Origin of the sequence: Nocardiopsis sp. TSRI0078 (assembly GCF_001905145.1) — a bacterium.
Lineage (GTDB): Bacteria > Actinomycetota > Actinomycetes > Streptosporangiales > Streptosporangiaceae > Nocardiopsis.
Window position 1 is genome coordinate 212,041 of the sequence record NZ_LWLB01000023.1, and the last position, 20,868, is coordinate 232,908.

General features: G+C 73.3%; 14 protein-coding genes. 7 read left to right on the forward strand and 7 right to left on the reverse strand.

The window, feature by feature from the left end; all coding sequences use genetic code 11:
* The first annotated feature begins 70 nt into the window (after positions 1 to 70).
* On the forward strand, positions 71 to 808 hold the full coding sequence (locus A6A08_RS15330) for an SDR family NAD(P)-dependent oxidoreductase (RefSeq protein WP_073703275.1): 738 nt from the start codon (positions 71 to 73) through the stop codon (positions 806 to 808).
* A 46-nt stretch (positions 809 to 854) separates the two neighbouring features.
* On the opposite strand, the gene A6A08_RS15335 is transcribed toward A6A08_RS15330, so the two are convergent.
* Positions 855 to 1,514: a M15 family metallopeptidase gene (locus A6A08_RS15335; RefSeq protein ID WP_083609131.1), complete on the reverse strand. Its 660-nt coding sequence runs from the start codon at positions 1,512 to 1,514 to the stop codon at positions 855 to 857.
* Positions 1,515 to 1,748: 234 nt separating this feature from the next.
* Here A6A08_RS15335 and A6A08_RS15340 point away from each other — a divergent pair, with 234 nt between their 5' ends.
* On the forward strand, positions 1,749 to 2,423 hold the full coding sequence (locus A6A08_RS15340; protein WP_073703277.1) for a response regulator transcription factor: 675 nt from the start codon (positions 1,749 to 1,751) through the stop codon (positions 2,421 to 2,423).
* A gap of 89 nt (positions 2,424 to 2,512) precedes the next feature.
* Positions 2,513 to 3,586, forward strand: coding sequence for a HAMP domain-containing sensor histidine kinase (locus A6A08_RS15345; RefSeq protein ID WP_083609153.1), 1,074 nt, complete (start codon positions 2,513 to 2,515; stop codon positions 3,584 to 3,586).
* Positions 3,587 to 3,695: 109 nt separating this feature from the next.
* On the opposite strand, the gene A6A08_RS15350 is transcribed toward A6A08_RS15345, so the two are convergent.
* From A6A08_RS15350 to A6A08_RS15370, 5 genes are all read right to left on the reverse strand, one after another.
* Positions 3,696 to 7,949, reverse strand: a complete 4,254-nt coding sequence (locus tag A6A08_RS15350; protein WP_073703278.1) for a TIGR02680 family protein — start codon at positions 7,947 to 7,949, stop codon at positions 3,696 to 3,698.
* Positions 7,946 to 9,487 carry a DUF2398 family protein gene (locus A6A08_RS15355; RefSeq protein WP_073703279.1) on the reverse strand — a complete coding sequence of 514 codons (1,542 nt, stop codon included), beginning with the start codon at positions 9,485 to 9,487 and terminating at the stop codon, positions 7,946 to 7,948. The genes A6A08_RS15350 and A6A08_RS15355 overlap by 4 nt, the downstream gene beginning before the upstream one ends.
* Positions 9,487 to 11,016: a TIGR02677 family protein gene (locus A6A08_RS15360; RefSeq protein WP_073703280.1), complete on the reverse strand. Its 1,530-nt coding sequence runs from the start codon at positions 11,014 to 11,016 to the stop codon at positions 9,487 to 9,489. The genes A6A08_RS15355 and A6A08_RS15360 overlap by 1 nt, the downstream gene beginning before the upstream one ends.
* 142 nt (positions 11,017 to 11,158) lie before the next feature.
* On the reverse strand, positions 11,159 to 12,598 hold the full coding sequence (locus A6A08_RS15365) for a sodium/glutamate symporter (RefSeq protein WP_073703281.1): 1,440 nt from the start codon (positions 12,596 to 12,598) through the stop codon (positions 11,159 to 11,161).
* Between the two features lie 239 nt (positions 12,599 to 12,837).
* Positions 12,838 to 14,325, reverse strand: a complete 1,488-nt coding sequence (locus A6A08_RS15370; protein ID WP_073703282.1) for a sodium/glutamate symporter — start codon at positions 14,323 to 14,325, stop codon at positions 12,838 to 12,840.
* 430 nt (positions 14,326 to 14,755) lie between these two features.
* Here A6A08_RS15370 and A6A08_RS15375 point away from each other — a divergent pair, with 430 nt between their 5' ends.
* The 4 genes from A6A08_RS15375 (at position 14,756) to A6A08_RS15390 (ending at position 19,766) form a co-directional block, all read left to right on the forward strand.
* Positions 14,756 to 15,268 (forward strand): DoxX family protein, encoded by a 513-nt coding sequence (locus A6A08_RS15375; protein ID WP_073703283.1) that lies wholly within the window; start codon positions 14,756 to 14,758, stop codon positions 15,266 to 15,268.
* 102 nt (positions 15,269 to 15,370) lie between these two features.
* Complete coding sequence (locus A6A08_RS15380; RefSeq protein ID WP_073703284.1) at positions 15,371 to 16,189, forward strand: metallophosphoesterase; 819 nt, start codon at positions 15,371 to 15,373, stop codon at positions 16,187 to 16,189.
* Between the two features lie 1,133 nt (positions 16,190 to 17,322).
* Positions 17,323 to 17,625, forward strand: a complete 303-nt coding sequence (locus A6A08_RS15385; RefSeq protein WP_073703285.1) for a lactococcin 972 family bacteriocin — start codon at positions 17,323 to 17,325, stop codon at positions 17,623 to 17,625.
* A gap of 74 nt (positions 17,626 to 17,699) precedes the next feature.
* The gene (locus A6A08_RS15390) at positions 17,700 to 19,766 is read left to right on the forward strand and encodes a bacteriocin-associated integral membrane family protein (protein ID WP_073703286.1); all 2,067 of its coding nucleotides are present in this window, start codon (positions 17,700 to 17,702) and stop codon (positions 19,764 to 19,766) included.
* A gap of 79 nt (positions 19,767 to 19,845) precedes the next feature.
* Here A6A08_RS15390 and idi read toward each other — a convergent pair whose 3' ends face one another.
* Positions 19,846 to 20,445 carry an isopentenyl-diphosphate Delta-isomerase gene (gene idi, locus A6A08_RS15395; RefSeq protein WP_073703287.1) on the reverse strand — a complete coding sequence of 200 codons (600 nt, stop codon included), beginning with the start codon at positions 20,443 to 20,445 and terminating at the stop codon, positions 19,846 to 19,848.
* Positions 20,446 to 20,868: the final 423 nt, after the last annotated feature.

Below are 20,868 nucleotides of genomic sequence, written 5' to 3' on the forward strand. Positions count from 1 at the left end.
CTAGGATGCCGCGCATGCCAGATCACCGGACCACTCCCGCCACTCCCGTCTCCGTCGAAAGGACGTGCCCATGAGCAGGGGCGTACTGGTCACCGGCGCCTCCCGGGGTATCGGCAGGGCGGTCGCCACGGCCTTCGCCGAGCAGGGCGACCGCGTCGCCGTCCACTGCGGGTCCCGCCCGCAGGAGGCGCGGCGCACCCTCGAAGGCCTGCCCGGCGACGGGCACGTCCTGCTGCAGGCCGACCTGAGCGACCCCGACGCCGTGGCCGACCTGGTGGCCCGGGCGGTCGGGGGCCTGGGCGGGATCGACGTGGTGGTCAACAACGCCGCGGTCAACACCGCCCACCCGCCCGCGGAGACCTCCTACGAGCGGTGGCGGCGTGCCTGGCGCGACACCTTCGACGTGAACGTGTTCGCCGCCGCCGACGTCAGCCACCTCGCGGCCCGGCACATGATCGACCGGGGCGTGCGGGGGCACATCGTCAACGTCGGCTCCCGGGGCGCCTTCAAGGGCGAGCCGGACCACCCCGCCTACGGCGCGAGCAAGGCCGCCCTGCACTCCCTGGGCCAGTCGCTGGCGGTCGCGCTGGCCCCGCACGGCATCGCGGTCGCCTCGGTCGCGCCGGGGTTCGTGGAGACCGAGCGCGTGGCCGACCGGCTCACCGACGGGATCCGCGCGCAGAGCCCCTTCGGCCGGGTGGCCTCACCCGGGGAGGTGGCCGCGGCCGTGCGCTACCTGGCCTCACCCGAGGCGGTGTGGTCCTCCGGCGCCGTCCTGGACGTCAACGGGGCCTCCCACCTGCGCTGAGCCCTCACGGACGCGGCCGTGGCACGGCCCCGGCGCCGCGGCCCGGTCATCGGGACGCGGCGTCGGAGAACAGGTCCGGGCAGTCGCCGCCCGGCTCGGTGAGGAGCTCGAAGTGCCATATCTCGTTGGCGTACACCTGGCACAGCCCGTACGCCGAACCGCGGCGGACGACCCAGTCCGCGGCGTCGGTGGGGCCGATGTCGATCGCCTCCCCCGTCACGTGCGCGGACTCCCCCGAGGTGTCGACGAACCTCCTGGCCTCCTCGCGGGACCCGTACCTGACGACGGCCTCCTCGAACAGGTGGCGCTGGTACTCCTCACTGCGCCAGCCCGACGTGACGCGAAGGACGATCCCCTCCTCCAGCGCGTCCCGGGCCGCCTCCTGCACGGCCTCCAACAGTGCCCCGTCCAGCTTGTCGACCGCCGGGTACCCGGTGTCGAAGGGGGTGACCGACAGGTCGTCCGGAAGGTCGCCGTCCTCGGCCGAGACGGTCGGCTCCTCCCGCGCGGAGATCCCGTCCGTTACCGTGTCCGGTACCGACACGATCACCGACCAGGCCATCAGCACGATGACCGCCGTGGCGCACAGCGTCGCGGCCAGCCAGTACCAGGACCACCACCTGCGGCCGACGGATCCGCCGGGACGCTCGTCCGGCTCCCCGGCAGGGCGGCGTTCCACCGCTTCCCGCTTCGTCACTTCTCTCATCCTCGCCTCCGGGCATCGCGTGTCCGATGCGTGGGTTCTCGGTGCCACAAGCGAAGTACAGGCGGTGTTGCACGGCCGTATCGGTTTTTCGATACGTTCGCGATACGTACCGTCGCGTTCAATGGGCCGGTGACCAGGCCTCACCGCGTGAGCGAACCCGTCCCCCCTCGGGGTCGCGGCCCGCGGGAACGAGGGCGGGCGCGGTGCCGTACCGGGTGACAGAGGGGACAGCGGATGCGTGTGCTGATCGTCGAGGACGAGCCCTACCTCGCCGAAGCCGTACAGGCGGGGCTGCGGCTGGAGGCGATCGCCTCCGACATCGCCGGGGACGGGGACACGGCCCTGGAACGGCTGGACGTGAACGACTACGACGTGGTCGTCCTCGATCGCGACATCCCCGGCACGCACGGCGACGACGTGTGCCGGGCCGTCGTCGAACGGCGGCTCGGGTGCCGCGTGCTCATGCTCACGGCCGCGAGCCGCCTCCAGGAGAAGGTCGCCGGGTTCGGGCTGGGGGCGGACGACTACCTGACCAAACCGTTCGACCTCGAAGAACTCGTCGTACGCCTCAGGTCCCTTGCCCGGCGCCCGAGCCGGGGCGCGCCCCCGGTGCTGGAGTACGCCGGGATCCGGCTCGACCCGTTCCGGCGCGAGGTGTACCGCTCCGGTGTCCACGTGCACCTCACCCGCAAGCAGTTCGCCGTGCTGGAGGTGCTCATGACCGCCGAGGGCGGGGTCGTCAGCGCGGAGACGCTGCTCGAACGCGCCTGGGACGAGAACGCCGACCCCTTCACCAACGCCGTGCGCATCACCATCTCCACACTGCGCAGGCGGCTGGGGGAACCACCGGTCGTGCGTACGGTGCCCGGGGTCGGCTACCGCCTCGAAGAGACCGGTGGTGACCGGTGAGCGGCGGGGCGCCGGTCCACGGCGCGGCGGCGGCCCCGACCGGGCGCGCTCCGGCGCTGGCGTGGCGCCCGCGGCGGCTGACGGCGCGGATGAGACTGGCGCTGAGCTACGCGCTCTTCCTCAACGTCGCCGGAGCGGCCACGCTGGCGGTCCTCTACCTGGGGATGCGCTACGTTCCCAGCTATCCGCTGTCCACGACGGACCCGTCGGTGTCGCATGTGGCCTCCCGCCAGGAGATCCTGGAGTCCCTGCTGGTGGCCTCGGGGCTCGCGCTCGTCGCTTTGGCGGTCATCGGCCTGTGGGGAGGCTGGGTGATCGCGGGCCGTGTGCTGCGGCCGCTGCAGGAGATCACCCGGGCCGCCCGGCGAGCCGCCGACGGTTCCCTGGACCACCGGATCGGCCTGCGCGGCCGACGGGACGAGTTCACCGACCTGTCCGACACCTTCGACCACATGCTCGACCGCCTCCAGCACTCCTTCGAGGTCCAGCAGCGCTTCGCCGCCAACGCCTCCCACGAACTGCGCACTCCGCTGGCCATCACCCGGACCATGCTGGACGTGGCCAGGGCGGACCCCCACGGCCAGGACCATCCCCGCCTCATCTCCCGCCTGCACGAGACCAACCAGCGCGGCATCGAGATCGTCGACGCCATGCTGCAGCTCTCCTCGCTCGCCCAGACCCCGCCCGACATGGAGCCGGTCGATCTGTCGGACACGGTCCGTGAGGCCGTCGCGATCACCGGGGACGAGGCCACCGGCCTCGGCGTCACGGTCTCGGTCCGGAGCCGGACGTCGCCGGTCACCGGCGACGGGGTGCTGCTGCGCCAACTCGTGGTCAACCTCCTGCAGAACGCCCTGCGGCACAACCTGCCCGCGGACGGCAGGGTGGTGCTGACCACCGCGCCCGATCCCCTCGACCACGGCCTCGTGCTGCTGACCGTCGACAACACCGGGCCGCACCTGACCGAACCGGTCCACAACCTCACCGAGCCCTTTCTCCGCGGCGGCGGCCGGATGGCCGCCGGCGGATCCGTACGCGCGGGACACGGCCTGGGCCTGCCCATCGTCGCGCGCATCGCCGAGGCCCACGGGGGCGACCTGGACCTGACGCCCAACCCCGGTGGAGGGCTCACCGCGCGGATCCGCCTTCCCAGACGCGCGTGATCGGCCGGGGCCCTCCCGCACGCACCGTGGACGGGCCCGGCCCGGCCGGCCGCCGGGCACACGACGGCTCAGTGGGCGAGCCCCTCAGGAGGGGCCGGGGGCGGCTCCCTCACTCGGTGGTCTCCTCCAGCAGCGTTCCGGCCGACGACAGCGGGGCGAACCGGCTGGGGGTGATGCCCAGCAGCTCGGCGGCCAGCTCCTCGTTGCCGGAGAACCCGGCGTCGGCGTCGACGGTCTGGGTGCCGTCCCAGAGCATGAGCATCGCCGAGACGGTGTGCGCGCCCTTGTCGTGGTGCATGTCGTAGTGGGCGGCCATGGGCACGGTGTCGTAGTGCACCCACAGGTCGTGCCCGGTCATGAACATGTCCAGGTCGAAGGTGACCGTCAGCCCCATGAGCTCGGGCTTGTAGCGGTCGTCGATCCCGGCGAAGGCCTCGTCCAGGGCCACCATCCGGGGACAGGTGGGCGCGGCTGAGGTGTACAGGGCGTTGGCGGCGGCGAACAGCGGCAGGTGGATCGCGGCGGACTTCTCGCCGCCCGACATCTGCTCGTGCTTGTTCTTGGTGAGCCTGACCTCCTCCTGGCCGGGCACGGCCATGCGCAGCTCGAACCGGTACCAGGTGCGGTAGTCCAGCACCGCGGACAGGACCTGCTTGTAGGTGGCGCGCGGGTGGGCGGCGTGGTGTTCGCGGATCATCTCCCGCAGGACCTCGCGCAGCCGGGTGAGCCCCGAGGCGCCCAGGCCGGTGACGTCGCGTTTGACCAGGCGTGCGGCGGTGGCCTGGTGTTCGGTGACGCGGTCCGAGCGGCTCCAGCGGATCCCGATCCGGGTCCCCGAGGACATGCGGCGCGAGCGGGTGTCGCGGTCCATGCCCGCGACCAGGTCGCGGGCGGCGCGCACCCGCTCGTGGATCTGCTGGGCGATCCCGGTGAGCAGTTCGTCCTCCAGGACGCCGCGCTCCTCGTCGCGCAGCAGCGCGCCCTGCTCCTCGACCCGTTCGGCGATGACGCGGGCGAAGGCGGAGACGGGGTTGCGGCCGGTCTCGTCGTTGACGAACACCGTGATGACGCCGCTGACGCCGAGGTCGTGGTCGACCCGGTAGCCCTCGGCGTCGCCGCCCAGGGTGTCCTGGAAGACGCGCAGGGCGTTGGAGATCCGGGTCGAGGCGGTCTTGAGGTCGCCGTCGGCGACGGCCGGGCCGGAGCCGACCGCGGCGTCGAAGGCGTCGAGCAGCTCCGCCGCCCGGCCGGGCAGCACCGCGCGCACGGTCGCCCCGGGGTCGGAGGAGACCGACTCCAGGACCTGTTCGGCGGCCCGTTCCGCGGTGGGCCAGGAGCGACGGTCGGGCCAGGCGAGCGCGGTGTCCGCGCCCAGGGCGGCGCGCAGGTCGGGCCGGGTGAGGGCGGCGAAGGCGTCGGCCTGCTCGAAGAGGGCGGCGAACGCGTCGGTGAGGGCCCTTTGCCCACCCTCCAGCTTCTCGTCGGCCCGGATCATCGCCTCGTGGGCCGCCGCGGCCTCCCGGTCCGCGCGCCGGTGCTCCTCGCGGACCCCGCGCAGGTCCTCCTTGACCTGTTCCAGCTCGGCCATGAGCTCCTGGACGGGGGCGCTGATGCCGTCCTGTTTGGCGGCCAGCTCGGCGGTGGCCCGCTCGTGCTCGCGCACCCGCTCCTCGTGGCGTTCGCGGTCCTGCTCCAGCCGCCCGCGCAGCCGGGTGACGGCCTCCCTGCGGCCGTCCAGGTCGGTGGTGTACCGGGCGACCTCGGTGCGTGCGGCGTGCAGGGCGCGGGCGGTCTCCAGGAAGTCGTCCACGGCCCGGGCGACGGCGTCCACGTCCTCGGGGCGGGCGGGCATGGCGCGTTCGGTGGCCACCGCGCGCACCTGGTGGCGGTGGGCGTCCACCTCGGCGACCGCGGTGTCCAGGTCGCGGCGGCGCTCCTCGCTCTCGGCGCGCGCCGAGGCCAGCAGGGCGGACTGCTCCGCGACCCGGCGCACGCCCCGGTCGACGGGCGCGGTGTCGGGCAGGGCGGTGCGCGCCCGGGCGAAGTCCCTGAGGAGTTCGCCCGCCCGGTCGAGCTGCTCGGCGACCCGTGCGCGCTGTTCGGTGAGCTCGGCGGCGCGTGCGTCGCAGTCGGCCAGGCGTTCGCGGCGGCGGTGGGCGCGGTTGGTGGCCCCGACGAACTCGGGGGCGGCCTTGGGGTGCGCGCCCACGAGGATCCCCTGGGCGAAGTGCGCCCGGGTGCTGACCGTGTGCGCTGCCGCCTCCCCCCTGTCGGCGGGGTCGGTGTCGGTGAGGCGCACCGACTCCAGGACGCGGGCGATGACGGGCTCGGGAACCAGGTCCTGCTGCTCGGGCACCAGCACGTCGGCCAGGGTGGGGCCACCGTCCGCGGCGGCGGCGTCGCCGGGCAGCAGATAGGCGTCGGCCCCGCCGTCGGCGAGGGCGGCGCGGGTGGCGTCGGCGTCGGGGTGCACCCAGGCGGTGAGCAGTCCCGCGCCGTACAGGGCGCCCTCGACCGCGGCGGCGTCGGCGTCGGGGACCCCGTCGGCGAAGCGGACCAGCTGCCACAGCGGGGCGCCGGGACGGCCCTGGCGCGGGGCGGTGCGCGGGGCGTCGGCGGGCGGTGCGTCGTCGCGTTCGGCGGCGATGTCCTCGCGCTCGCGGGTGAGCAGCGCGATCTCGGCGTCGAGCTGGTCGCGGCGGGTCTCCAGGGTGCGCGCGTGCGCGGCGGCGTCCAGGCGCCGCTGGTCGGTGTGCTCGCCGTAGACCTCGGTCAGGGTGGGAGTCCCGGGTTCGCCGAAAGCCTTCAGGGCCTCGGTCAGGGCCTTCACGCAGGACGTGTCGGTGACCGGGGCCGGCCCCTCGGCCCAGTGCCCGGCCCACGCGGCGAGCGCGTCGGCGGCGGTGCGGCGGGCGGCGGCCAGCTCCCCGTCCGCCTCCTCGCATCCCCGCTCGCGCGATCGGAGCCTGTCGTCGGCCTGGGCGCAGGCCCTCTCGGCGGTGCCGCGCGCGCTCTCGGCCCGGGCGAGGTCTCCGAGGCGTTCGCGTACCGCCGCCACGTCGGCGCGGCGGGCGGTCGCACGCGCCTGCGCGGTGCCGGGCAGGTCGTCGCCGGTGTCGACGGCGCCCTCGCCGTCGTGGGCGAGTCCGGCCTGCGCCGCGGTCTCGGCCAGCTCCGCGGCCAGTTCCCGGGTGCGGGCCCGCCCGTGTTCGAGGCCGGCGGCGACCTGGTCGGCCTCCCGCCGCAGGGCGGCGACCTCCCCGGCCTGCTCGTCGAGCCTGCCCCGCTGCTCCTCCAGTTCGCGGGCGGTGTCGGCGTTGTGCGCGCGCTCGATCTCCAGGGCCGCGTGGCTGCGGAAGGCCTCGTGCGCCTCCAGCCCGCTCCTGCGCGCCGCGAGCCGGCGGATCTCGGCGTCGTACTCCTCGGCCTGCTTGGTGGCGCTCGCGTGCGCGAGGGTGGCCTGTTCCCGGGTGTCGCGGGCCTCGGTGATGGCGCGGGCCTGCTCGGCGGTCTGCCCGACGGCGGTGCGCACGCGGGCCAGGCGGTGGCGGGCGTGGAGGGTGAGGTAGGAGGCGTACTCCTCCACGAAGGCCGTGGTCGCGGCGTGCGCGGTGGTGGCCTGGTCGAAGCGGCGCTGCACCGCGGCCAGGTTGGTGAAGTCGCGGGCGGCCTGGTCGACGAGTTCCTCGTCCAGGGGGCTCAGCCCGCTGGTGAGGGTCTCGGAGACCTTCTCGGGGTCCAGGTCCTTGGCCAGGAGGGGGCGGCGCAGCGCGAGGAGCAGGTCGAGCAGCTGGATGTAGCGCTCGCCGAGGCCGAACAGGCGGGCGTCCACGGCCCGGCGGTAGTCGGCGGCGGTGGACTGGAAGGCGGTCTCGCCCAGGGCCGCCTTGAGCTGCCTCTCGGTGAGCGGGCGCCCGTCGGAGGCGAGCAGGCCGAAGTCCACGCCCAGGCGCTGGCCGGTGACGAAGAAGGAGGGGATGACACCGTCGCGGTGCCGGTGCGCGCGCAGCCCGATGACCAGGGTGACCGTCTCGGTGCCCGCGCTCCCGGGGCCGGGCGCGGGGCCCGGGGCCGGGCGGGCGAACTCCATCCACACGTACCCGTACTCGGCGTCCTGGCCGCGGTAGAGCAGGTTGGACTTCATGGTGCGGTTCTGGCCGCTGAACGGGTCGAGGCGGCGGGCGTCGGTGTACCCGTCCAGGATGAACGGGAAGAGCACCTCCAGGGCCTTGGTCTTGCCCGAGCCGTTGTGTCCGCGCAGGACGAGGCGGCCGTCGGCGAAGACGAACTCCTCGTCGACGTAGTCCCAGACGTTGATCACACCGGCGCGGCTGGGCCGGAATCGGTCGCTCCTGGGGGTCATCGGTTTCCTTCCGCGGGGATGTGGTCGGCTGCGGGGGCGGGCGCGGCGGCCCCCTCGGGCCCGGCGGCCCCCTCCGGCGCACCGGTCTCCTCGGGGCCGGGCTCCCCGTCGGAGGACCGCGCGCCGGCGGAGGGGCCCGCGTCGTCGGGCGGCCGCGTGCCGCCGGAGGAGGGCTCGGACAGTCCCAGGGGCAGCTGGCCCTCGTCGGCGCGTTCGGGCAGCGCGCCCTGGAGGTTGCGGTAGCGGAGGGCCGCCGGGAGCACCAGGGCGCCGCCGGGGACCGGCCGGACCAGGGAGAGCTCGGCGAGCAGGGACAGGGCGGCGTCCAGCAGGCCGTAGGGGTCCTGCTGCCAGGCGCCCCCGAAGGAGGAGGCGCCGAACTCCGCGAAGAGCTCGTGGATCATGGCCTCCCACCGGCCGCGCTCGACCAGGGGGGCCTCCAGGCGCGCGGCCGCCTCGCCCTCCCGCGTCCCCGACGGGGGCTCCACGGTCCAGGCGAGTTCGTCCACGACACCGTCGCGGGGCAGTCCGGCGTCCACGAGCCGTACGAGTTCGGCCCGGTCGTCGGCGTGCGGGGGCACGGGCAGCATGACCAGCGCGGCCAGGGAGGTCTCCATCAGGTCGGCCACCTTGGCCAGCAGCAGTCCGGCGGTGCGGTTGACCGCGCCGCCCCTGCCGGGGAAGGGCCGGTCGGTGAAGGTGCCCGCGGGGTCGGCCAGCAGGACGCCCTCGGCCCGGCGCTCGACCCTGAGCCCCGTGGCGCGTGCCAGGTCCTCGGCCACGCCCCGCCCGCGCAGGACCGCGGCGACGGCGGGTTCGACGTCGGCGTAGTACACGACCGGCCGCTCCACCAGCAGCCGCCGGGCCCGGCGGGCCGCCTGCTCGCGCGGCGAGCCCTCGGTGAGGGGGTCGGAGAGCAGGCCCGCCGCGCTGTTCAGGTGCTGGACCGGGCGTGCCGGGCGGAACAGCACCTCGCACACCTCGTGGTCGATGTCGAAGAGGGCGTCGCCCTGTTCGCCGCCCGCCGCCCACGCCTCCAGGGACCCGTCGGACAGGTGCAGGGCGCCCCGGTCCACCAGCCAGTGGGCGACGTCGACCAGCGCGGCCTTGTGCGTGCCGTCGGTGGGGTCGTAGCCCAGCCCCTCGACGGCGTTGGCGGTGGGGGTGAGGCGGCCGACCAGGTCGGCGAGGCTGATCTCGATCTGCGAGCGCTGGAAGGCGGCCAGCAGCAGGCACAGGTAGGCGAGCCTGCGCCGGTCGAAGGGCCTGCCCCTGCGCGAGAAGGTCTGGCGCTGGGTGGGGTCCAGGGCGTCGAGCTCGCGGACCAGGCGCACGTGGCCGGTGGTGGCGATCAGGGTGTAGCCGAAGAGCCGCTCCAGGTCGGCGGCCAGTTCGTCGGCCCAGCGCAGCACCTGGTCCAGGACGCCGGGGCGCGGGCGCGCGGCGGTGATGAGGTCGCACGTCAGGACACGGCGCATGGCCTGCTGGTAGGAGCCCAGGTCGGCGGGGGCGACCTTGCGGGCGAAGAGTCGGGGCATCACGGGTTCTTCGTTCGGGTCCGGTGACCGGTGACCTCCAGGCGCAGGCCCGGAAGGTGGAGTCGGCCCTGGCTGGTGCGGACGGTGCTGCCCGCCGGGTCGGGGACCAGGCGGACCATGGTGCCGTCGCCCGCGCCGGTGGCCGAGGACAGGCGTCCGGCGACGACCGTGCGCCCCTCCAGGGCGCGGGTGACCAGGCGCAGCAGGACGCGGGTGTCGACCTCGTCCAGGACGCGGTCGTGGGCGCCCTGCTCGACGAGGCGGGACGCGGCCTCGCGTTCGGCGGCCCGGCCGGCGGCCTGCCGTCCGCGCAGGCGCGCCTGGGCTCCGGGGTTGCGCCGCACCGGCTTGGGCACGCCCGTGGTGGGCGCGGTGCCGCTGCGGAACAGGGTCACCGACACCTCCACCCCGGGCGCGTCCCACCAGGTCGTGTTGGGGGAGATCTGTTCCTCGTCCTCGTGGGCCACGCCCAGGTGGCGGGCGGAGCGGACGTTGAATGCGGCGCCCATCAGGGCGTGCGCGGCGCCGTCGTCGGGGGTGTTGAACACCCACTCGGCCAGGTGCCGCAGCTGGGTGGAGCGGTTGACACCGCCGCGCTGGGCCTCGGTGATCTGGCGCAGCAGGGCGATGACGCCCGAGACCGCCGAGCGGGTGGCCGAGTGCAGTTCGGCCGCGCGCGCGGGAACGGCGTCGTCGGAGGCGAACCAGGCGCGCAGGGCCTGCCAGCGGCGCCGCCAGTCCGCCAGGCGCTCGTCGCGCTCCATGAACAGGCGCTCGTCGCGCTCGGAGGCGCGGGACAGCAGCGTGGCCAGCCCGGTCTCCTCCACCTCGCGCACGGCCCGGTCCAGGCGGGGAAGGTAGCGGTCGAGTTCGGCCATGAAGTCGCTCATGTGCACCAGCAGGGCGTTCTTGTGCCGCAGGAACATGTCCGGGGAGGCGTCGGTGGAGCGCAGGATCTCACCCAGGGTGACGTGGAACTGGGCCGAGCGGCGCCCCATGTCCTCCATGACCGAGTCCAGGCGCGAGAGCCTGCGGTAGACCTGTTCGCCCTGTCCGGTGCGGTTGGCCTCGGCCAGGGCGCGCAGGTCCTCCAGGACCTCGGAGAAGACCAGCCGGGAGAGGTTGACGTCCTCGATGCGGGCGCCCAGCAGGTTCTCGACCGCCTGGTAGGCCCAGTAGCCGAGTTCGCTGAACTGGTACACCGACTGGCGGTTGCGGTAGCGCGCGAGGTTGCCGGCCCGGGAGGCGTCGTCGAAGCGGTGCACGACGCGGTCGGCGTGGAGCTCGTCCAGGCGGTCGCGCAGGTTCCGGTCGGCGGCGGGCACCTGGTCGTGGGAGGCGGCGAGTTCGCGCAGGGCGGCGGCGACGTCGTCGGGGGCCACCTGGACCTGGTGGACCTCGCGCAGGCGGTCCATGGCCCTCAGGATCCACAGGTAGGTGACGTGGTCGTCGCGCCGGGTGAAGTTGAACAGGCGGAAGCGGTCGCTGACCGCCGGGGAGTCCATGTCGAGGGCTCTGCGTTCGACCATGGGCCGTCCCTTCGGTTGGTGTGCGTGTGCCTGCCCGGGCGCCCCGGACGCCCGCCGCGTCAATGACGCTAGGTGACCGCAGAGACGGTACACCCGTTTTCCACGGGACCGGTTCACGGAAGGGGTGCGGGGTCTCCACGCCCTAGCGCCGACGGCCGCGCCCGAGCACGAACAGACCGGTGAACAGGCTGCCCGCCAGCACGGCCGCCATGATCGCCAGGAAGCCCACCGGGCCCACGTGGGGGCTGAGGATCAGCGGGATGGCGGCCGCCGTGACCAGCCCGCCCGCGAAGAACGGCTCGAAGATCAGCTGCTTGTAGCCGAACGCCAGGTAGGCGGACGACTTCATCTCCGGGTCGACCATGCGCATCATCGCCAGGCCGGTGGCGGTGATGCCGAGCGACTTGCCGAACTCGCCGAGGCCCCGCTCGAACCACTGGTCGGGCATCATGCGGGGCGCCAGGAACAGGAAGGCGCACAGCGACCACAGGATGCCCGCGACGGCCAGGATGGCGAAGACGGCGAGGTCGGCGGTGATGCCCCTCAGCGGCACGGTGCCGATCGAGGTGAGGATCAGCAGGTCCAGCGACAGTCCCTGGATCCGCTCGACGGTCTTCTGGTCCACGACGTCGCCCCGGTCGAAGCGGCCGATGAGCAGCTGCAGGAGGGCGCCGCCGACCATGGCCAGCGGGAACAGCGGCACGTAGGCCATGACCTGGACGGCGTCGGCCCACAGCGCCCGCTCCAACCACCGCAGTCCGGTGAGGATGAGCTGCCCGACGAGCACGGCGAGGGCGACCAGGCCGACGTGGAGCGTCAGCGGGTCGATGGAGGAGGGGTGGACCGTCATGGTCGCGCCCTCGGAGCGGTCGCCGCGCTCGACCAGCCCGGCACGCTCCTTGTCGGTGCGTCCGGTGCCGGAGCCGAGGAAGCCGGAGGCGCCCCGGCGCACGCCCCGGTTGAGCAGGACGACGCCGACGATGATCCCGGACAACAGGCCGACGGTGGCCAGTCCCAGGGCCAGGTCCTGCCCCTCGGCCCAGCCCGCCCGGTCGAAGGTGTCGCCCAGCCCCACCGCGGTGCCGTTCCCGCCCATGAAGCCGATCTCGATCAGCGCGCCGGAGATCACCGGCACGTCGAACAGCGGGGCGAGCACCAGCAGCGCGAGCAGCAGTCCGATCACGTACTGGCCGCTCGCGACGGTGACGCCGAAGGCGAGGTTGCCCCCCGCCAGGACCGCGGACTCGCGGAACCGGGGCAGGGGCTTGCCCAGGAAGAGGGTGGCGAAGACCACCGAGACGAGCAGGCCGGGCAGCGCGGACCAGACCGAGACCACGTCGGGGCCGAAGAGCCCGCCCCGGGACAGGCCCTCGGTGAGCCCTCCGCCCAGGCCCCGGTCGGAGAGCCACCCCATGAGGCGCCCGAGGACACCGGGACCCAGGAGCAGCGCGATGCCGCCGCCGATGACCGACCCGGGCAGGTGCAGTCTCTGCGGCAGCTTCCACCCGACCCGCACCAGCTTCGACACCAGGAGCAGGGCTCCCAGGAGCAAAAGCGCGAGTCCGACGGTGTCAGGGGTCATCTCCACCTCTCAGGCCGTTCTGCGGGGAGGGGCACACCGTCGGGCACGGCCCTGCCCGGCGGGTGCGCCTCGGTCCGGGAGCGTGGCGGGAGGAGGCCGCGGACCTCGGACGTCCGCGTCCGGCCCGCTCCCGCCCTCCCCCACGCGGCCCTGCCGCTACCCAGCGGAGGCGGAGCGTAACGCCCGCGAACGGCGGGCGCCCCGGCGCGGCGCGCGCCGGGGCGCCCTCTCGTGCCGTGTCAGGAGACCTTCTCCGCCTCCCGTTCGGGCGCGGCGCCGCCCCGGGACCGGCCCCGGCGCCCGCGCCCGAGCACGAACAGGCCCGTGAACAGGCTGCCCGCCAGCACCGCGGCCATGACCGCCAGGAAGCCCACCGGCCCCACCTGGGGGCTGATGATCAGCGGGATCGCGGCCGCCGTGACCAGGCCGCCGCCGAAGAACGGCTCGAAGATCAGCTGCTTGTAGCCGAACGCCGGATAGGCGGGCGACCGCATCTCCGGGTCCACGACGCGCATCAGGACCAGGCCCGTGGCGGTGACGCCGAGCGACTGGCCGAACTCGCCGATGCCCCGCTCGAACCAGTGGCTGGGCATCATCCGGGGCGCCAGGAACAGGAAGGCGCACAGCGACCACAGGACGCCGGAGGCGGCCAGGACCGCGAAGGTGGCGAAGTTGTCGGCGATGGCCTGCAGCGACAGGGTGGCCATCGCGGCGATGATCAGCACGTCCAGTGACAGTCCCTGGATCCGCTCGACGGTCTTCTGGTCCACGACGTCGCCCCGGTCGAACCGGTCGATGAGCATCTGCAGGACGATGCCGCCGATCATGGCCAGCGGGAACAGCGGCACGTAGGCCATGATCTCGATGGTGTCGGCCCACAGCGCCCGCTCCAGCCACTGCAGCCCCATGAGGAGGAGTTGGCCGATGAGCACGGCGAGGGCGACCAGGCCGAAGTGCAGTGTCAGCGGGTCCATGGAGGAGGGGTGGATCGTCATGGTCGCGCCCGGCGAGCGGTCGCCGCGCTCGACCAGCCCGGCCTGCTCGTCGCCGCTGCCCCGGGCGTCGGCGCTGATCACGTTGGACTTGCCGCGGCGCACGCCCCAGTTGATGAGGACGATGCCGACGATGATCCCGGAGAGCAGGCCCACGGTGGCCATGCCGAGGGCCAGGTCCTGCCCCTCGGCCCAGCCCGCCTGCTCGAAGGTGGCGCCCAGGCCGGCCGCGGTGCCGTGCCCGCCCAGGAAGCCGATCTCGATCAGGGCACCGGAGAAGACCGGCACGCCGAACAGCGGAACGAGCACCAGCAGTGCGAGCACCAGGCCGATGACGTACTGGCCGCTGGCCATGGTGATCCCGAAGGCGAGGTTGGGGCCCGCCAGGCTCGCGGCGTCGCGGAACCGGGGCAGGGGCTTGCCCAGGAAGAGGCTGGCGAAGACCACCGAGATGAGCAGGCCGGGCAGCGCGGACCAGACCGACATCACGTCGGTGCCGAAGAGCCCGCCCTCGGCCGCGCGCTCGGCGAGGCCCCCGCCCATGCCGCGGTCGGCCATCCATCCCATGAGGCGCCCGAGGACGTCGGGGCCCAGGAGCAGCGCGATGCCGCCGCCGATGATCGAACCGGGCAGGTACAGCTTCTGGGTCAGTCTCCACTTGACCCGGACCAGCTTCGATACCAGGAGCAGCACCCCCAGCAGCAGGAGTGCGAGGCCGACGGTCTCAGGTGTCATCTCTACCTCTCGTGGTCATCCGGCAAAAGAGGCGCGCGCACCCGGACGCGGGGCGTCGGACGGGGCGCCGCCTCGGCTCGGACCGTGGCGGGGAGGTAGGACACCACGGGCCTCGGGTGACCGTGGCGTGACGATCACCCGCGGCATCCTACACACGCCGCAGTGGTGCCGGACACGGACGGAGTGTGACGGTCGCGCGCGGAGCGCACCGGAGCCGTCACGGTGCGCGGGCCCTACCCGAGCCGGGCCCCTCGGCCACCCGGCACCGGAATGGGAAGGATCACGATCGGTAGGCGGACGCACCGCTCCGCCCCTCCAGCCGGCCGGCTCCTCCGAAGGGGCACACCTGATCTTTCCGTTGACAAGACAGGGGTGCGCACAGGAATATTTCCAGTGGAAAGATTCCGTGCCCGAGCCAGGAGGAAACCCCGTGGCACCCCTCATCGCCCTCGTCGGCACCACCGCCCTGCTGCTCGCCCTCGGCGCCGCGGGCGTGCGCCCCCTGCGCTCGTGGCCGACGGCCCTCCGGGGCGGGCTCGCCGCCATGTTCACCCTGACCGGGGTGTCCCACTTCGTGGGCATGCGCGAAGAACTGGTCTCGATGGTCCCGCCCGCACTGCCCACCCCCGAACTGCTGGTCACCGTCACCGGAATCCTCGAACTGGCCGGCGCCGCGGGCCTGCTGTGGGCGCGGACCTCGCCCTGGGCCGCGGCCGGGCTCGGCGCCCTCCTGGTCGCGATGTTCCCGGCGAACGTCTACGCGATCACCGCCCAGGTGAGCACGGGCCTGACCGACGACCTGCCGGTCCGCACCGCGATGCAGGCGGTGTTCCTGGCCGCGGTGATCGCCGTGCTCGTCCACCACCTGCGCGCCGGACGCCGCACGGGTTCCGCGGGTGCCGCCACCGCCGCCCCCGGCGCCCGAAGCGCCGCGGAGCACTGAGGTCCCGCCCGGGTCCCGGTACGGGGCGGCCCCGCCGACGACGGCGCCGCGGAGCTGTGTAGGGTGATCGCGAACCGGTGCCCACACGGGAGGACGGCTGGGATGAGCCTGCTGGCCATCAGCGACCTGCACGTGCGGCACGGCGACAACCGCGCCTTCACCGAGGCCCTGCGGCCCGGGTCGGAGGACGACTGGCTCCTGGTGGCCGGGGACGTCGCCGAGACGAGCACCGACATCCTCTGGGCGATGGAACTGCTGGCCGACCGGTTCGCCACCGTGGTCTGGGTGCCCGGCAACCACGACCTGTGGACCGTGTCCGCGGACCCCCTCCAGCTGCGCGGGCAGGAGCGCTACCACCACCTGGTCGAGGCCCTGCGCGGCCTGGGCGTGCACACCCCCGAGGACCCCTACCCCCTCTGGCCCGGACCCGACGGCCCGGTCGCGGTCGCCCCGCTGTTCGTGCTCTACGACCACACCTTCCGCCCCGCGGGAACCAGCACCAAGGAGGAGGCGCTGGCCGTCGCCCACGCGGCGGGCGTGGTGTGCACCGACGAGTACCTGCTCCACCCCGACCCCCACCCCGGGCGCGACGCCTGGTGCCGCGCCCGGCTGGAGTACACCCGCGCCCGGCTGGACTCCCTCGACCCGGAACTGCCCACCGTGCTGGTCAACCACTTCCCGCTCGTGCGCGAGCCCACGCGGATCCTGCGCTACCCCGAGTTCGCCCAGTGGTGCGGCACCGAGGCCACCGCCGACTGGCACGTGCGCTACCGGGCCCGCGCCGTCGTCTACGGGCACCTGCACATCCCGCGCACGATCGTGGTCGACGGCGTTCCCCACGTCGAGGTCTCCCTCGGCTACCCCCGGGAGTGGGGCGCGCGGCCGCTTCCGCCCGAGGGGCCGCGCCGCATCCTGCCGTAGGGCCCCGGGGCCGCGCGCGGGCTCCGCCGCTCCGGAAAGGGCGGGGCCGCCCCGTCCGGGCGCCGGTCGACCCCTTCCGCGTGTGGTCTGTGTCCGCCCCGCGAGGCTGAGGGGACCTCACGGGGCGGACCGGGGGGAGGGGGGAGGGAATCGCCTGTGCGCATCGGCCGGTCCCACCGGCGGCGGGCGCCTCTTCGTAAACTGACGATCATCCTAGGAGAGGGCATGAGAAAGACGCAAGGGAAGCGGAGTTTTTTCCCACACGAAGCGAAAAAAGGCTGTCCAATACCTGCCCGAACCATTACTCAGGACGACAGCAGCACATACGAGACCGCATCCTCCTCGCACACTCACACAATCCTTTGACCAGTAGGAACCCACGAGCAGTAACCCCGCGGCACTCCGCACGCCCACTGCGATGATCCTCCTGAATTCAGGACATGTTGTGATGTGCATTCCCCGTGGGTAAAGGCCTGACCACCGAACCCCGGAAGGACGGCCGGTGAGTTTCCGGATGACCGATGAAAGCGCGACGCCACGGCCACCGGCCGTCCGGGCGTGTGCGGCACCACCGCGGGGAACGGGCCACCGGCCCGGCCCCGAGGACGCGGGCCGGGTCCGTCCGTAACACCCCGGCCGACCAGCCGGATTCGTGTCCGCCGCCTCCGGGCCCCGTCGGCGGGCGTCCGTCCTCGCCCCCGAACACCCCCGGACCCGCTGTGCCCCGGCCCTCCACCAGCCGCGGCACCGCCACTACACGGACGCGCCTCAAGACGCAAGGGCCATACGCCGCCTCCGCCGCGGACGCCGCTCCCGTGGTCGGCCGCTACCGCGTCGATCCAGGTGGCGGCCGCGCGGATCCGGTCGCCTGTCCAGGACCGGCCCCGGGGGTCCCGCCCGGGCAACGAATGCTGTAATTTCCCCCCGAGCCGTACACCAGTCCGCCCGGGGCCCCGAGAAAAAACCCCGGTACCGCCCACCGCATATTCCTCAGTACGTGGCCACCACTAGGCACGCACGACACAAAGCCGAGAACGGCCCGAGGAAAATCCCGCCGCAAGGGATCACGCATCAGACCGCCCCCGTTTCGAACGGCCTCCCACCACCCCACCGGAGGCCGGGGAAGAGGAACCATGACCAGTGCCCTGAAGCGAACGGTGGCGACTCTGGCGATCGCCGCCGGACTCACCGCCGCGACCGCGGGTGCCGCCTTCGCGGCCGTCGAATACGTCGGCGGCGGCAAGTGGAGCCACGGTTTCACGGGCGCCCCGAGGGTCGGGGACGTGTACTCCAACTACTACCACGGCTCCTACTGCCACGGATCGACCGCGTTCGGCACGACCACCGACCGTGCCACCGCCTACGCCGGGTCCACGTCCTACGCCAGCGCCACCCGTGCCTTCTCCAACAACCAGACCTACTGGAGGTACTGCTGACCAAGGCCCCGCACAAGCCCGCCGGCACTCGTCGCCGGCGGGCCGTCTGACCTCCACCAACGCGCCAGGACAGCATGCCGCACCGGACCATCGCCTTCGCCCACACGGCGTTCCTCCTCCTCGCCGCGTTCATCACCACGCTGCTGCTCACCACATGGGAGCTGTCGGTACCCACGGCACAGCACTCGAGCCTGGTGTGGATCGTCGAGGACGACGGCACCTCCGACAGCGGACAGGTCGCGCGGACGATCGAACGCGTGGCCGCCGAGCGGGACATCGCCATCGGGTTCGCCGCGCCCGATGTGAAAGCCCCTGAGTCGCTGTGGCACATGTACCTGGCCGTGGGCGACCCCGACTCCCGGTACGCCGACTGGCTCACCGACGGATACCCGTCCTTCGGCCGCACCATGGAACTGCGCGTCCATCCCGTGGAGGAGTTCGCCGGCCGCAGCCCGCGCGGGTTCTACCTCGTCTTCGGGCCGCCCGAGAACGGGCAGGTGCTCACCGAGGCCCTCGCCGAACACGGGCTGGCACCGGCCGCCGGCGGCGACGAGGCGAAGCTGTGGCAGTCCTTCCTCGGCGGTCCGCTGTTCAACGCCCTGGCCGCGGCGCTGCTGGTGGGTGTCACCGCGATCAGCGCGGGTGTCCTGCTCTCCTCCAGGGACTACGCCGTCCAGCGCCTGCAGGGACGCTCCTACGCCGGGATCCTCCTCCACGACCTGGCCCGGGTCGCGCGGCTGTGGGGTGTCGTCCTGCCCGCCGTCACCGTGGCCACGCTGGTCTTCCTCGGCTTCTACAACAGGTGGAACCAACTCGGGTTCTTCGCACTGAACGCCCTGGTGCTCGTGGGGGTCTTCGCCGCCGTGGCCCTGGCCACGCACGCCGCCGTACTCGGCCTCGTGCACCTCACCGCGGTCCTCCCCGCGCTCAGGGGCCGCATTCCCGTCCGCAGCACCCAGGTGGGCGCCTACCTGGTGCGTGCCCCCGTCCTGCTCCTGGTGCTCACCATCCTCGGGTCCGTCGTCCACCTGGCGCAGACCACACGGGAACAGCACGCCTCACTGGAGGCCTTCGCCCGGACCGGGGACACCTCGCACATCACCCTCAACGGCAGCACCGGCTTCGACGACCTCGAGGACGTCGACTCCCTTCTCGGCCCCTGGCTGCGCCGGACCGACCGCGACGGGCACCTCGTCATCGCCGAGCAGCAGGCTCCGGAGTCCGTCGCGCCCGTCGGCTCCCGGCGCCCCGACCTCGACGTGCTCGTGGTCAACGACACCTACCTCACCGAGCAGGAGGTCCTGTCCCCCACGGGCGAGCGCTACGGTGCCGCCGGCTCCGAGGACCGGATCCGGGTCCTGCTCCCGGAGAAGCACGCCTCCCACAGCGACGGCATCACGCGGGCGCTGCCGGGGTGGTTCCGGGTCCAGACCGGGGACGAGGAATTCGGGGCCGACGTCGAGATCCTGCCCACGGCCGACGGCCAGACGGCGTTCACCTACGGTTCGAACGATCCCCTCGGCCGGGAGGAGTCCCCCTTCCTGCGGGACCCGGTGATCATCGCGCTGCCCAACGGTGCCGTGCTGTCGGACAGCGGCTACGTCGACTACATGACCCACGAGGCCCTGCTGTTCCCCGACCCGTCCGTGGTGGAACAGGCACGCGCCGACCCTCGGATGGCCGAATACGTCAACACGGTCCAACCGGTCCTCGACAAGGCGGCCAGTGCCCACGCCACCCAGCTCACCCTGTTGCGCGTCGAGACGTTCAACCTGGTCGCCGCCGCCTCGGTCCTGCTGATGACGGGGATCGCCACATGCGTGATCCACGTGCGCGCCCGTGCCCAGACCATCTTCGCCCGGCACATCAGCGGGTGGACCTTCGCCGCCACGCACCGGCGGTTCCTGGCCTTCGAGGCGGTGATCGCCCTCGCCTTCGTCGGCTGGTCGGCCTGGGACACCCTCACCACGCTGCGGGCGATGAGGGATCCCGCCAACCCCATGCCCCCGGCCCTGGTACCGACCAGCGGCCTCGAACCCCTCTACGCCGCGGCCATCGCCGTGTCCGGGTTCGCCCTGACCCTCGGAGCCCTCTCCCTCCTCCACCGCCGTATCGTCCGCGAGGGCGCCTCACAGGCCTGAGGACCCGGACCGCGGAGGCGGGCGGAAGCGGCGGCTCCGCGGTGGCGGACACGGCCGGCGGCTCCCCGTACGGACGGAGTCACCAGTGGCGGCTCCCGGTCAGCTCGCGCACCGCGGGCAGCACGGCGTCGAGCACCGTGGGGAACCACACCGAGAACGGCAGGCTCCCGCGCATGCGCTCCAGCTCCGCGGAGTCGGCGAACGCGGTCTCGGCGACCTCGTCCGGATCGGGGCGGAGCCGATCGCGCACCAGTCCCACGAAGAGGTGGTTGTACTCCTGCTCCACCAGCCCGGAATCGGGGTCCGGGTGGTGGTAGCGCACCGTCCCGGCCTCGCGCATGAGCGCGGGCTCCACGCCCAGTTCCTCGCAGGTGCGGCGGGCGGCGGCCACGAAGGGCGGCTCCCCGGGGTGGGGGTGGCCGCAGCAGGTGTTGGACCACACCCCGGGAGAGTGGTACTTGCCGAGGGCTCGGCGCTGGAGCAGCAGGCGGCCCCGGTCGTCGAGGAGGAAGACCGAGAAGGCCCGGTGCAGTCGCCCGGGGGGCAGGTGCGCGGAGACCTTCTCCGCGGTGCCGATCGTCGTCCCGTCCTCGTCGACCAGTTCGAGCATGACCGGTGCGGCGCCGGGGTCGGCCGGGGGTGCGGTGGAGCGGTGGTCGGCGGCTGAACCGGTGGGCATGGGCGTCCTTCGCGTTCGGGTCGGCGGCGGATGCGGGGGCGCGGCGGCGGTTCCCAGGCTCTGTTGCTTTCCGGCTCGTACCTCGGGAGCCGAATCGATCGATATCCGTCGTGTCTCCCCTGGGTGGTCACATGCCTGCTCCACGGGACTTGAGGGACTCCTGCGAAGCGGACCCGGAGGAAAAGTGGTGACGCCTGTTCGGATACGTGGGCTGAACAGGACCGTTGAGGCGCGGATCGGAGTTCCGCAAACCGCTGACCACCCTAGGTTCGGCCATCCGATGCGTGCAAGGAAACCACGGTTTCCATCGGCACCGGGAGGGGGAAATGCCTGTCCCCTACCTACGCTGGCCCTTGTCGGACACCGCGGGGCGCGCGCTCCCGCAGGAGCGGCGCTCCCATCCCTTCGTTATGCCGTTGGCCG

What these genes read in the sequence shown, in the direction of transcription:
- A6A08_RS15335 (WP_083609131.1), bottom strand. Translation starts at nt 1,514, where the DNA reads ATGAGAGAAGTGACGAAGCGGGAAGCGGTGGAACGCCGCCCTGCCGGG.
- A6A08_RS15390 (WP_073703286.1), top strand. Translation starts at nt 17,700, where the DNA reads ATGCCGCACCGGACCATCGCCTTCGCCCACACGGCGTTCCTCCTCCTC.
- idi (WP_073703287.1), bottom strand. Translation starts at nt 20,445, where the DNA reads ATGCCCACCGGTTCAGCCGCCGACCACCGCTCCACCGCACCCCCGGCC.
- A6A08_RS15330 (WP_073703275.1), top strand. Translation starts at nt 71, where the DNA reads ATGAGCAGGGGCGTACTGGTCACCGGCGCCTCCCGGGGTATCGGCAGG.
- A6A08_RS15355 (WP_073703279.1), bottom strand. Translation starts at nt 9,487, where the DNA reads ATGCCCCGACTCTTCGCCCGCAAGGTCGCCCCCGCCGACCTGGGCTCC.
- A6A08_RS15360 (WP_073703280.1), bottom strand. Translation starts at nt 11,016, where the DNA reads ATGGTCGAACGCAGAGCCCTCGACATGGACTCCCCGGCGGTCAGCGAC.
- A6A08_RS15350 (WP_073703278.1), bottom strand. Translation starts at nt 7,949, where the DNA reads ATGACCCCCAGGAGCGACCGATTCCGGCCCAGCCGCGCCGGTGTGATC.
- A6A08_RS15340 (WP_073703277.1), top strand. Translation starts at nt 1,749, where the DNA reads ATGCGTGTGCTGATCGTCGAGGACGAGCCCTACCTCGCCGAAGCCGTA.
- A6A08_RS15385 (WP_073703285.1), top strand. Translation starts at nt 17,323, where the DNA reads ATGACCAGTGCCCTGAAGCGAACGGTGGCGACTCTGGCGATCGCCGCC.
- A6A08_RS15365 (WP_073703281.1), bottom strand. Translation starts at nt 12,598, where the DNA reads ATGACCCCTGACACCGTCGGACTCGCGCTTTTGCTCCTGGGAGCCCTG.
- A6A08_RS15370 (WP_073703282.1), bottom strand. Translation starts at nt 14,325, where the DNA reads ATGACACCTGAGACCGTCGGCCTCGCACTCCTGCTGCTGGGGGTGCTG.
- A6A08_RS15345 (WP_083609153.1), top strand. Translation starts at nt 2,513, where the DNA reads ATGAGACTGGCGCTGAGCTACGCGCTCTTCCTCAACGTCGCCGGAGCG.
- A6A08_RS15380 (WP_073703284.1), top strand. Translation starts at nt 15,371, where the DNA reads ATGAGCCTGCTGGCCATCAGCGACCTGCACGTGCGGCACGGCGACAAC.